The organism is Rhizobium sp. O111, assembly GCF_055616315.1.
The window spans coordinates 511,321-524,002 of sequence record NZ_JBSHXL010000002.1 but is presented as its reverse complement, the minus strand read 5'-3'; the positions used below and the strand labels follow the sequence as shown (position 1 = coordinate 524,002).

At 62.2% G+C, this 12,682-nt stretch carries 12 protein-coding genes; 7 read left to right on the top strand and 5 right to left on the bottom strand.

Features of this window, described 5'->3' with window-relative positions; translation table 11 throughout:
• Nucleotides 1-61: 61 nt before the first annotated feature.
• Nucleotides 62-880, bottom strand: coding sequence for a glycosyltransferase family 25 protein (locus ACVTFQ_RS21950; protein ID WP_111560940.1), 819 nt, complete (start codon nt 878-880; stop codon nt 62-64).
• A 370-nt stretch (nt 881-1,250) separates the two neighbouring features.
• Nucleotides 1,251-1,703: an Lrp/AsnC family transcriptional regulator gene (locus tag ACVTFQ_RS21945; RefSeq protein ID WP_111560429.1), complete on the bottom strand. Its 453-nt coding sequence runs from the start codon at nt 1,701-1,703 to the stop codon at nt 1,251-1,253.
• A 187-nt stretch (nt 1,704-1,890) separates the two neighbouring features.
• Between ACVTFQ_RS21945 and ACVTFQ_RS21940 the strand changes: the two genes are divergently transcribed.
• From ACVTFQ_RS21940 to lpdA, 7 genes are all read left to right on the top strand, one after another.
• The gene (locus ACVTFQ_RS21940) at nt 1,891-3,144 is read left to right on the top strand and encodes a D-amino acid dehydrogenase (RefSeq protein WP_112949376.1); all 1,254 of its coding nucleotides are present in this window, start codon (nt 1,891-1,893) and stop codon (nt 3,142-3,144) included.
• Between the two features lie 352 nt (nt 3,145-3,496).
• Complete coding sequence (locus ACVTFQ_RS21935; RefSeq protein ID WP_112949377.1) at nt 3,497-4,684, top strand: acetyl-CoA C-acyltransferase; 1,188 nt, start codon at nt 3,497-3,499, stop codon at nt 4,682-4,684.
• 20 nt (nt 4,685-4,704) lie between these two features.
• Complete coding sequence (locus ACVTFQ_RS21930; protein ID WP_112989317.1) at nt 4,705-5,832, top strand: acyl-CoA dehydrogenase family protein; 1,128 nt, start codon at nt 4,705-4,707, stop codon at nt 5,830-5,832.
• A gap of 62 nt (nt 5,833-5,894) precedes the next feature.
• Complete coding sequence (locus ACVTFQ_RS21925; RefSeq protein ID WP_018901295.1) at nt 5,895-7,127, top strand: thiamine pyrophosphate-dependent enzyme; 1,233 nt, start codon at nt 5,895-5,897, stop codon at nt 7,125-7,127.
• 1 nt (nt 7,128) lies between these two features.
• Entirely contained in the window at nt 7,129-8,142 is a 1,014-nt protein-coding gene (locus ACVTFQ_RS21920) for an alpha-ketoacid dehydrogenase subunit beta (protein WP_111560434.1), read from the top strand.
• A gap of 2 nt (nt 8,143-8,144) precedes the next feature.
• Complete coding sequence (locus ACVTFQ_RS21915; RefSeq protein ID WP_112949508.1) at nt 8,145-9,407, top strand: dihydrolipoamide acetyltransferase family protein; 1,263 nt, start codon at nt 8,145-8,147, stop codon at nt 9,405-9,407.
• A 5-nt stretch (nt 9,408-9,412) separates the two neighbouring features.
• A complete protein-coding gene (gene lpdA, locus ACVTFQ_RS21910; protein WP_112949507.1) occupies nt 9,413-10,810 on the top strand; it encodes a dihydrolipoyl dehydrogenase in 1,398 nt (465 codons plus the stop codon).
• A 38-nt stretch (nt 10,811-10,848) separates the two neighbouring features.
• Here the strand turns inward: lpdA and recX are convergent, their stop codons facing one another.
• From recX to ACVTFQ_RS21895, 3 genes are all read right to left on the bottom strand, one after another.
• On the bottom strand, nt 10,849-11,400 hold the full coding sequence (recX, locus tag ACVTFQ_RS21905; protein ID WP_112989319.1) for a recombination regulator RecX: 552 nt from the start codon (nt 11,398-11,400) through the stop codon (nt 10,849-10,851).
• A gap of 99 nt (nt 11,401-11,499) precedes the next feature.
• Nucleotides 11,500-11,715, bottom strand: a complete 216-nt coding sequence (locus ACVTFQ_RS21900) for a hypothetical protein (protein ID WP_018901290.1) — start codon at nt 11,713-11,715, stop codon at nt 11,500-11,502.
• Nucleotides 11,716-11,837: 122 nt separating this feature from the next.
• A complete protein-coding gene (locus ACVTFQ_RS21895; protein ID WP_112981189.1) occupies nt 11,838-12,680 on the bottom strand; it encodes an ABC transporter permease in 843 nt (280 codons plus the stop codon).
• Nucleotides 12,681-12,682 lie beyond the last annotated feature (2 nt).

Genomic DNA, 12,682 nt, shown 5'->3' with positions numbered 1-12,682 from the left:
TGGTTTGGCGATAGCGGCCGACACGCGATGCTATGGCGAAAACTGGAAAGGAAAAGATGGCTCATGAAACCGCGTACCGTACCCGACGAAAGAGTTCCACCATGCGCCAGATATGCGTTGGAATTTTGCGGATGCCACGTAGCTTGATCGATCGATACCGAGCGCGATCAGCGATCTGGCTCTCTTTCGACCGAACCGACAAGGCAATCAGATCGTCCTTCACGGTATAGACCTTCACGCCGGTGGCCCACCCACGCTCAAGCGCTATGTCATAGGGGCATGTGATGACCTTGAGGGCCTCTACCAGCTTCCGCGCGCCCGCACGGGTGACGAGGTAGCATGCCGCGGACCCCTGGGGGCCAAACAGGCATTTTCCAATCACATCGCCGCCGACCGACCTCGCGATCGGCCTGAACCAGACAACGCGATGGTTGAGCAATTTCAACACTTCGGCGAATGGCGCAGCCTGGTGCGCGCTGTAGGCGCGAGAGACGAGGTCGGCGCTGAGATTGACGTCATCCTCCATGATGACCGCGCACTCCGCCGTGCTCTCCAAAAACGCGTTAAGCGCTTTGACATGGGCAAGATAGCAACCGTATTCCTGCGGCAGCATCGGGCGACCATTGCCGCGAACGAAGGCGACGCGGTCATAATCTGGCCATTGCGTTCCGCTCGCAGGATCGATCTCGACGCCGGCGATACGCTGGACATCCAGGCCGAACTCTTCGGCCTGGCTCTTTATATGGTGCCAGCGGTCCATGGAGCGATCGAGGTTGATGACGTAGGACACGATTTCCCGTCGAGTCAGGGCCTGACCCGTTTCGGATGGATGCGCATTGCTGATATCAGCCGCGCTGTCGATCTGCTGGCGTTCACGCACGGTCGTCTCCTGGGGCATCCATCGGGCGCCAAGCTTGTTACAGGTCTCTTCGCTAAGGCACACGTCTCGGCCAACCGTGACAGCCATTAATAGGTATAGGAGGCGTGTGCAAGGCTCTACCCAAACGGGCAAAGCGTTTTCACGGGGAGAGTGGCTCAAGAGCCGGCCATCGCCCACGAGCCAAATGGGGTGACGTGTCGCCAACGGATGACAACGAAGGCGCCGCTCGGCTGCCAAGTCAGTTGTTTTCGCGTGCAATCACACTGCGGAGTGGCAATTTTCGTCGATCACCATTATTGCGTCGATAACGCCAACTCGACACGCTCGCGCCAAGGTGCGATTGCAACCTAGGGCATCATCCGGATCAGCCCTAACGTGGTCCCCGCTTCAGCACATCCCTAATCGAGAAGCTCGAATGGATACGCGCGACGCCGGGCAAGGTCGACAATATATCCTTGTGGATTCGCTCGAAATCGCGCGCGCTTTCGACTTCCACCTTGAGAATATAATCCGATCCACCGGTCATCAAGAAACATTCCTGAATCTCCGGATATCGGCGGATGGCTGCCTCGAACCTGTTCAGATGCTCCTCGGTCTGCCGATCGAGCGTGATGTTGACGATAACCGCCAGCGCGTCGTCGCTGTCCGAGGTGCCGATCAACGCCGTGTAGCCCCTGATATGGCCGGATTTTTCCAGTCTTGCGATCCGTCGAAGACATGCTGACGGAGAAAGGCCGACTTCCGCTGCAAGTGCCGTGTTGGCAATGCGCGCATTCAACCTGAGCTGACGCACGATGTTTCGGTCGATCGCATCCAGGAGCATACGCAATAATTCCTCTTTTGGCGCGTGATAATTTCGCATTCGACAATCGAATGCAATATCGGCATTCTGATCAGCAGGAAATTGTTCGATTGTTTCTCTATTTTTATCGCAAGCACCAAAGGTGCATCGGCCGACGTCGTAAACGCCAAATACACTTGGCAAAAAAGCATGGATAAAAGGGGCAAGCATGAAAGTGACCATTCTCGGCGCCGGCGTCATCGGGGTCACCAGCGCCTACTATCTGGCCAAGGCCGGACATCAGGTCACCGTGATCGATCGCCAATCCGGTCCGGCGCTTGAGACCAGCTTTGCCAATGCCGGCGAGGTGTCCTTCGGTTATTGCTCTCCCTGGGCGGCACCCGGTATTCCGCAGAAGGCGCTGAAGTGGCTGTTCATGGAGCACGCGCCGCTCATCCTCCGCCCGAAGGTCGACTATGCGATGATCTCCTGGATGATCAGGATGCTCTCCAACTGCACCTCCGAGCGCTACGCGATCAACAAATCACGCATGCTGCGCCTTGCCGATTACAGCCGTCAGTCGCTCGCCGAACTGCGCGCCGAGACCGATATCGCCTATGACGAGCGCATGCAGGGAACGCTGCAGCTCTTCCGCACGCAGGCGCAGCTCGACGCGTCGGCCAAGGATGTGAAGGCGCTGGCGGCTGATGGTATTCCCTATGAAGTGCTGGACCGTGAGGGCTGCATCCGCATGGAGCCGGCGTTGCGCCACGTTAGCGACAAGATCGTCGGCGGCCTGCTGACGCCCAAGGACGAGACCGGCGATTGCTTCAAGTTCACCAATGCACTTGCCGCAAAGTGTGTTTCGATGGGCGTCACCTTCGACTATGGACGCCAGATCCAGGGGCTGGTGGTCGAGGCAGGACAGGCGAAGGGCGTCGTCACTGACACCGGTGCCGTCTTTTCCGATGCCGTCGTCGTTGCGCTCGGCAGCTATTCGCCGCTGCTGTTGAAGCCATTCGGGATCAAGCTCCCCGTTTATCCGGTAAAGGGCTACTCGCTGACCATCCCGATTACCGATGCGTCGCGGGCACCTGAGTCCACTGTCATGGACGAGACCTACAAGATTGCCATCACGCGCCTGGGCGACCGTATCCGCGTTGGCGGCATGGCGGAGATTTCCGGCTATACGAACGACCTAGGCCCCGCGCGCCGCAGAACCCTGGAGCATTCGGTCAGCGATCTCTTCCCCGGTGGCGATCTGAAGGCCGCCAATTATTGGTCCGGCCTACGTCCGATGACGCCGGATGGCACTCCCGTCATCGGTGCGACCAACATCCGTAATCTCTTCCTCAATACCGGCCACGGCACGCTCGGCTGGACCATGAGCACAGGCTCCGCACGGGTATTGACGGATGTCGTCAGCGGCCGAAATGCGGATATCGACGTCAGTGACCTGTCGCTCGCCCGCTACGGCAGATAGAAGGCGGAATCGCCGAATGATAGCGCTGGATCCGGGCCGCAGCCCGGTCCAGCAGCGCGGCTAAGCCGCGCCGCAACGATCGGCCTGATGCAGGCATCCGTCCGGCAACTTCGTTGCCGGCTGCGGATAAACATCGCAACAATTTGCCATCGCTTTCAACAAAGAGCGCGCATAGACTTCGCATTGTCTTGGTTGCCTGAAATGCCGCTGTAGGTGGCACGACGCAATCGATGAGGTGATGCATGGGAGGAGAACCGTGCAGCTTGATGACGTTTGTTCTTCCCGTTCTCGGGAGGGCAATCGGTCGTGGCGCACGCTACAGCCCGATGCCGGCTTCGAGGAGGAGGTCGCGATGACGATGCAGGATCCGATTGTGATCACAGGCGCCGCCCGCACGCCGATCGGTGGCTTTCAGGGAGCCTTCGCCTCCCTGGCCGCACCACAGTTGGGTGGATCGGCAATCGCAGCGGCGCTCTCGCAAAGTGACGTCCCAGCTGAGAGGGTCGACGAAGTCATCATGGGCTGCGTGCTCGCCGCCGGCCAGGGGCAGGCGCCGGCCCGACAGGCGGCGATTGGCGCCGGCCTCCCCTTCTCCACTGCCGCCAGCACCGTCAACAAGATGTGCGGTTCCGGCATGAAGGCCGTGATGATCGGCCATGATCTACTCGCCGCCGGGAGCGCCTCGCTGGTGATCGCGGGCGGCATGGAAAGCATGACGAATGCGCCCTATCTACTTGATCGTGCTCGCGGCGGCTACCGGCTCGGCCACGGGCGCGTGATCGATCATATGTTCCTCGATGGGCTCGAGGATGCCTATGACAAGGGGCGCTTGATGGGGACATTCGCGGAAGACTGCGCCGAGGCCTATCAATTCACGCGCGAGGCGCAGGACGCCTATGCCATCACGTCGCTCACGCGGGCACAGAAGGCGATAGAGGCGGGCTATTTCGACCGCGAAATCGTGCCGGTATCCGTCATATCGGGGAAAACCGAAGCGACGATCCGTGAGGACGAGCAGCCCGGTAAGGCCAGCATCGACAAGATCCCCAGGCTGAAACCGGCCTTCCGCGAGGGCGGAACGGTGACGGCCGCCAATGCAAGCTCGATTTCCGATGGCGCCGCCGCGCTGGTGCTGATGCGCCGCTCGCGGGCCGACCAACACGACATCGCACCGCGCGCGACCATCGTCGGGCACGCCACGCATTCCCAGGCACCCAGCGAATTCGCGACGGCGCCGATCGGCGCCTTGAGAAAGCTCTCCGAACGCACGGGGTGGCCGCTATCGAGCGTCGATCTGTTTGAAATCAATGAAGCCTTCGCCGTCGTGCCGATGGCGGCGATGCGTGATCTCGATATCCCCCACGACAAGGTCAACGTCCACGGCGGCGCATGCGCGCTTGGGCATCCGATCGGTGCGTCTGGTGCTCGCGTCATCGTCACGCTACTGGCGGCGCTGGAGCGATACGGGCTGAAGCGCGGGATGGCGGCGCTCTGTATCGGTGGCGGTGAGGCGACCGCTATCGCCATCGAGCGGCCGTAAGCGCAAAAGGAGGCGCGCTGATGATCTTGTCCGACACGCAGAGCCAAATCCGGGATCTCGCGCGGGATTTCGCGCGCGAACGACTGGCGCCGGGCGCCGCCGAGCGGGACCGCACACATAGCTTTCCGCGCGACGAACTGAAGGAAATGGGCGAGCTCGGCCTTCTCGGCATGCTGGTGCCGGAGACCTATGGTGGCTCCGACACGGGGACGGTCGCTTATGCGGCGGCACTTGAAGAGATCGCCGCCGGAGATGGCCCCTGCTCGACGATCATGAGCGTCCATAGCTCCGTTGGCTGCGTTCCCATCCTCAAATTCGGAAACGAGGAGCAGAAACAGCGCTTCCTGCCGAAGCTCGCCACCGGCGAATGGATCGGCGGTTTCGCGCTGACGGAGCCGCAGGCGGGCTCCGACGCCTCCAATCTGCGCACCCGCGCCCGGCGCGACGGCGATCACTACGTGCTTGACGGCGCCAAGCAGTTCATCACCTCGGGCAAGAACGGACAGGTGATCATCGTCTTCGCGGTCACGGACGCGGCGGCCGGCAAGAAGGGCATCACCGCCTTTATCGTGCCGACGGACACGCCGGGATATGAGGTCATTCGCGTCGAGCACAAGTTGGGCCTGCATTCCTCCGACACTTGCCAGATCGCCTTCAACGGCATGCGCGTTGGAGCGGATCTTCGCCTAGGCGAGGAAGGCGATGGTTACAGGATCGCGCTTGCCAATCTTGAGGGCGGCCGGATCGGGATCGCGGCGCAGGCGGTCGGCATGGCGCGTGCGGCTTATGAGGCAGCGCGCGACTACGCCCGCGAGCGGACCGCTTTCGGCAAACCGATCATCGAGCATCAGGCCGTCGCCTTTCGTCTTGCCGACATGGCGACGCAGATCGAGGCGGCGCGGCAGCTTGTGTTCCATGCAGCAAGTCTGCGCGAGGCGGGGCTGCCCTGTCTTTCCGAGGCGTCGATGGCCAAGCTCTTTGCCTCGGAAATGGCCGAGCGCGTCTGTTCCGACGCGATCCAGATCCATGGCGGCTACGGCTACATGAGTGATTATCCCGTCGAGCGCATCTACCGGGATGTCCGCATTTGCCAGATCTACGAGGGAACGAGTGACGTGCAGCGCATGGTGATCGCCCGCAATCTATAGGGAGAATACGCCGCGTTGATCCTGAGGAGAGGATTGATGCGAGCGGAGGAGGAACATAGGAAATGCCAGACAGTCAACGACTGAGCCTCTACGTCCCCGAACCCGCCGTTCGCCCTGGCGGTCTACCCGATTTCTCCAACGTCAAGATCGCCAAGGCCGGCGCCGTGCCGCGCCCGGAGGTGGATGTCGCATCCGAGGACATCCGCGATCTCGCCTATTCGATCATCCGCGTGCTCAACCAGGAGGGCGAAGCCGTTGGGCCCTGGGCGGGGTTGCTCTCGGACGAGGCGCTTTTGACCGGGCTGCGCAACATGATGAAGCTGCGCGCCTTCGATGCACGCATGCTGATGGCGCAGCGCCAGGGCAAGACGTCCTTTTATATGCAGCATCTTGGCGAAGAGGCGGTCAGCTGCGCCGTGCGCAAGGCGCTGAACAAGGGGGACATGAATTTCCCGACCTATCGACAGGCCGGCCTCCTGATTGCCGACGACTATCCGATGGTCGAGATGATGAACCAGATCTTCTCCAACGAGAACGATCCGCTGCGGGGACGGCAGCTGCCGATCATGTACTCCTCCAAGGAGCACGGCTTCTTCACCATATCAGGCAACCTCGCCACCCAGTATGTCCAGGCCGTCGGCTGGGCGATGGCGTCCGCGATCAAGAACGATACACGCATCGCGGCTGCCTGGATCGGCGACGGCTCGACCGCGGAGTCCGATTTCCATTCGGCCCTCGTCTTTGCCTCGACCTACAGAGCGCCTGTCATCCTGAACATCGTCAACAATCAGTGGGCGATCTCCACCTTTCAAGGCATCGCGCGTGGTGGTTCCGGCACGTTCGCCGCTCGTGGGCTCGGCTTCGGCATCCCGGCGCTGCGCGTCGATGGCAACGACTATCTGGCCGTCTATGCGGTGGCGCGCTGGGCGGCGGAGCGGGCGCGACGCAATCTGGGTCCGACGCTGATTGAATATGTCACCTATCGCGTCGGCGCCCACTCGACCTCCGACGATCCGAGCGCCTATCGCCCGAAAACCGAGTCCGACGCATGGCCGCTCGGAGATCCCGTGCTGCGGCTGAAGAAGCACCTGATCCTCAAGGGTGTCTGGTCGGAGGAGCGCCACGTTCAGGCCGAGGCCGAGATCCTCGACGAAGTGATCGATGCGCAAAAGCGAGCCGAGGAACACGGAACGCTGCATGCTGGCGGCAAGCCTTCGGTGCGCGATATTTTCGAGGGCGTCTATGCCGAGATGCCGCCGCACATTCGCCGCCAGCGGCAGAAAGCGGGGTATTGATATGGCGCGCATGACCATGATCGAGGCGGTGCGCAGCGCCATGGATATCTCGATGGCCCGAGACGAAGATGTCGTCGTGTTCGGCGAGGATGTCGGCTATTTCGGCGGCGTATTCCGCTGCACACAGGGGCTTCAGGCGAAGTACGGCAAGACCCGCTGCTTCGACACGCCGATCAGCGAATCCGGTATCGTCGGCACGGCGATCGGCATGGCAGCCTATGGGCTGAAGCCCTGCGTCGAGATCCAGTTCGCCGATTACATGTATCCGGCCTATGACCAGATCACCCAGGAGGCCGCGCGCATTCGCTATCGTTCCAACGGCGATTTCACATGCCCGATCGTGCTCAGGATGCCGACAGGCGGCGGGATATTCGGCGGGCAGACGCACAGCCAGAGCCCGGAAGCGCTGTTTACCCATGTCTGCGGCCTGAAAGTGGTCGTTCCCTCCAACCCCTATGACGCCAAGGGGCTCCTCATCGCCGCGATCGAGGATCCGGACCCGGTGATGTTTCTCGAACCGAAGCGGCTTTACAATGGACCCTTCGATGGCCACCACGAGCGTCCGGTCACGCCATGGTCGAAGCACGAGCTCGGCGAAGTGCCGGAAGACCACTATGCGATCCCGATCGGCAAGGCTGAAATCCGCCGCGCCGGAAGCGGGGTCACGGTCATTGCCTATGGAACGATGGTGCATGTGGCGCTCGCGGCGGCGGAAGACACCGGTGTCGATGCCGAGGTGATCGATCTGCGCAGCCTTTTGCCGCTCGACCTCGATACCATCGTGCAATCCGTGTCGAAGACCGGCCGCTGCGTCGTGGTTCATGAAGCAACGCTGACGTCGGGCTTCGGGGCCGAGATCGTCGCGTTGCTCCAGGAGCATTGCTTCTACCATCTGGAGGCGCCGATCGTGCGGGTCGCGGGCTGGGATACGCCCTATCCGCATGCGCAGGAGTGGGACTATTTCCCCGGCCCAGCGCGCGTCGGACGGGCGCTTGCCGAAGTCATGGAGGCGTGAGGATGGGCGAGTTCACGATCAAGATGCCCGATGTCGGAGAAGGCGTGGCCGAGGCGGAGCTGGTCGAATGGCACGTGAAGGCCGGCGATCCGGTTCGCGAGGACATGGTGATCGCGGCCGTGATGACTGATAAGGCGACGGTGGAGATCCCGTCGCCGGTCAGCGGTACGGTGACCTGGCTTGGCGCCGAAGTGGGAGATACCGTGGCCGTAAAAGCGCCACTGGTGAGGATAGAGACGGCGGATGGAGATGAGGCGTCGGCACCCGCTCAGCCAGCGCCCCTGGCGACAGAGAAGCCGTCCGCCGCTGCCTGTGAAAGCGAAGCCCCTGCTCGGCCGCAACCGACGCAAGCCAAGCAAACGCTGTCCCAGCCGACAAGCAGCGGACCGCAGCAAAAGCCACTGGCGTCGCCTTCCGTGCGTCTCTTCGCACGTGAAAGCGGCGTCGATCTCAGGCAGGTGTCGCCAAACCGTCCGGACGGACGCATTTTGCGCGAAGATGTCGAGCAATATCTCGCGCGCGGTGCGTCTTCGCTTGCAGCCCCTGCCCTGTTCGCCCGGAATACTACCACCGAGGACGTGAAACTCACCGGCATGCGGCGACGGATCGCCGAGAAGATGTCGCTCTCCACCTCGCGCATCCCGCATATCACCTATGTCGAGGAAATCGACATGACGGCGCTGGAGGATTTGCGGGCGACGATGAACCGGGACCACAAGCCAGATCATCCGAAACTGACGATCCTTCCCTTCCTGATGCGGGCGATCGTCAAGGCCGTCGTCGACCAGCCGGATATAAACGCCACCTTCAACGACGATGCCGGCATCCTTACCCGCTCCGGTGGTGTTCACATTGGCATAGCCGCACAGACGCCTGCCGGCCTCGTGGTACCGGTCGTACGTCACGCCGAGGCCCGCACGATCTGGGACTGCGCCGCCGAGATGGCGCGCCTTGCCGATGCCGCGCGCAACGGAACCGCGACGCGTGACGAACTGACGGGCTCAACCATCACGATAAGCTCGCTGGGCGCGCTTGGGGGGATCGTCTCGACGCCTGTCATCAACCATCCTGAGGTCGCGATCATCGGCGTCAACAAGATCGCCACCCGCCCCGCCTGGGATGGGACGCAATTCGTGCCGCGCAAGATGATGAACCTTTCCTCCAGCTTCGACCATCGCATCATCGACGGCTGGGACGCGGCGACCTTCATACAGCGCATCCGCGCGCTGCTTGAAACGCCGGCGCTGATTTTCATCGAAGGCTGAGGGCCATGAAAGAGATCATCTGCAAATTGCTGGTCATCGGCGCGGGGCCCGGCGGTTACGTCTGCGCGATCCGCGCGGGTCAAATGGGCATCGACACCGTAATCGTCGAAATGGAAAAACCGGGCGGCACCTGCCTCAATATCGGCTGCATTCCCTCCAAGGCGCTCATCCATGTTGCTGACGAATTCGACGCTGCGCGCCGGATGGCGAGCGGTCGAGACCGGCTTGGCATCCGTGCCGAGGGAGTGGCGATCGATCTCGCCAGGACGATCGCCTGGAAAGACGGCATTGTCGGCCGTCTCACCGGTGGCGTTGCCGCCTTGCTGCAGAAGGCGCGGGTGAAGCAGGTCCATGGCCGGGCGCGGTTCCGCGACGGGAAGACGGTGGAGGTCGAGACGGAGACCGGCGCACAGCTCATCCGCGCGGAGAATATCGTGATCGCGGCGGGCTCCGAGCCGGTCGAACTGCCGGGGCTTCCATTTGGTGGAAGGGTGATCTCCTCCACGGAGGCGCTGGCGCTGCACAGCGTGCCGGAAAGACTGGTGGTTGTCGGCGCCGGCTATATCGGCCTGGAACTCGGCACAGCCTTCGCCAAGCTTGGCTCCTCGGTCACAATCGTCGAGGCGACGGGCCAGATCCTGCCGCTATACGACGCCGAGCTTGTCAAACCTGTTGCTAAGGCGCTGAAGGAGCGCGGCATTGATCTTCACCTCGGAGCTAAGGCAAAGGCGCTGTCCGATGCCGGCGAAAGCCTGATCATCGAGCAGGCCGATGGCCGCGAGATCAAGCTGCCGGCTGACAGGATACTCGTCACCGTCGGGCGTAGGCCACGAACAACAGACGCGGGATTGGAGGAACTCGATCTCGACCGCGCCGGGCCTTATCTACGCATTGACGACCGGTGCCGCACGTCGATGCGCGGGGTTTATGCCATTGGTGACATCACCGGCGAACCGATGCTTGCGCACCGGGCAATGGCGCAGGGCGAGATGGTGGCGGAAATCATCGCCGGCCGTCCGCGGAGCTGGGACAAGCGCTGCATTCCCGCCGTCTGCTTCACGGACCCGGAAATCGTCAGCGCCGGCTTGTCGCCAGAGGAGGCCCGCGCGCAGGGCTACGAGATCCGCGTTGGCCAGTTCCCTTTCTCGGCCAATGGCCGCGCCATGACCATGCAATCCGAGGATGGCTTCGTGCGTGTGGTGGCGCGCGCCGATACCAATCTCGTGCTCGGCCTGCAAGCGGTCGGGCGCGGCGTTTCCGAATTGTCGGCGGCGTTTGCGCTGGCGATCGAGACGTGCGCTCGCCTGGAGGATATTGCTGGAACGATCCACGCCCATCCGACCCGCAGCGAAGCCGTTCAGGAAGCGGCGCTCAAAGCGCTTGGCCATGCGTTGCACATGTGAGGCCGGCACGGCAGAAGTTCGAGTTCTGCAGCCTGTGTCTACGCCCGTCGCTCGTCAAGCACGGTCTCGGCTTCATCGCGGCTCATGCCGAGAACCGAGCGTCCCAATTCGAAACCGAAGCCGTTGCGGGCGAAGGCGGACATTTCCTTGTTGTAGCGCTTCTCGTCGGCCTCCGCGCGCCGGAAGGGGCCGAAGCCGCGTTTGCGGGCGAAGTTGATCGCAGCCACGAGATCGTCGCTCTCCTCGAGCGCGATGACGGCGGTCTCGCGGTCGATGCCCTTGATCGCGAGCTTCTGCGCCATGATCCGCTTCGACCGGCCGCTGCGCACGCCGGAGCGCACGCTGATCTCGGCGTAGACGACATCGTTCAATCCGCCCTGCTCGTGGCCGAACTTGACCGCGAGATCGGCGAGCGCCTTGACCTGAGCTTCGGATATGTCCTCGAACTTTTGTTTGGCCTTGCGCGAGATCGCATCGGCCAACTGCTTCTCGGTCATCATCTGCCGGCCGAGACGGTAGATGGTCGAGTTGCGTGCCCAGCTTTGCATGCGGCTGGTCGGTATGTCGGATTGCGTGTCTTCGTCGGCCATGGCGTTCCGGATCGCGTCCAGAATCGCCTGGAGCAGGTCGTTTCAGCCAGTTAAAGCCATCCGGCCGGGATTTCCAGCACTCTCCTGCCTCACATCGCCTCAAGCCACGTGCAGGACCTCCGCCGACAGAAGCAGAAGGAAGGTATCGTCATCCAGCCGCTCGGCGATCTCGCCGGTGTCGGTAACGTAATCTGTGCGCGGATGCGTTGCGACATCAAGCGCCAAACGCGATGTCAGGATCTGCTCGATAACAACGTAATGCGCGCCCGAACTGCTCTCACAGTGAAAGCGGTTGGTCTCTTTGTACTGCGCCATGATCAAATTCCTCAAGAAATGACCGTCACGCCCACAATACTTGGCAGCCACCTGCCGATAGTCAAGAACACCCGCCCTACTCAATAAGTTTTCTGTTAACAGAAGGAAGCGAGCGGCCCGGCTCAGTGCGCGGGCTGCTGCTTTGCCCTCGCGACGATCTGCGTCGGGTTGACGAACTGCAGCGCGATCACCAGCCAGAACAGCGTCGTCACCATGTAGACGACCGCCATGGCATCGATCGACTGGCCAGCCCGCACGCCGGATGCAAACACGGCATAATAGAGCGATACGACGAGGGTCTGCGTGGTCGGCCCGGCGATGAGGAAGGTGAGCTCGAACATCGCGATGGTGCGAACCAGCACCAAGAGCAGCGCTGCCAGCATGCCGGGCAGGAGCAGCGGCAGCAGGATGCGCAGGAACAGGCTGGTGGTGCCTGCGCCGAAGACACGGGCGGCGGCTTCGATGCGCGGGTCGATCTGCTCGATGAAGGGGATCATCACCAGCACCACGAAGGGAAGCGACGGCACCACGTTGATCAGAACGACGCCCCAGAAGGTTCCACCAAGTCCGAGCTGATAAAGCACCGTCGCAAGCGGAATGCCGTAGGTGAGCGGCGGGATCAGCAGCGGCAGAAGGAAGAGCAGAATGACCACGCGCTTGCCCGCGAAATCGCGGCGCGCCAGGGCATAGGCAGTCATCACGCCGAGAATGCCGGAAATGATGACGACGGTGAAGACGATCTCGAAGGTGACGAGGACGACGCTGGAGAGCTGGAATTCCTTCCAAGCGCTGAAATACCATTTCGTTGTCCAGCCAGCCGGCAGCCATGTGCCCAGCCATCGTGTCGCGAACGAGTTGACGACGACGGCGGCAATGACCGCCAGCAAATTGAGGACGAAGAGTGTGGCCAGCGCCCATATGGCGAAACGCCAGATCTTCGAGGTGAGGCCTTGGTCGCGGATCATGG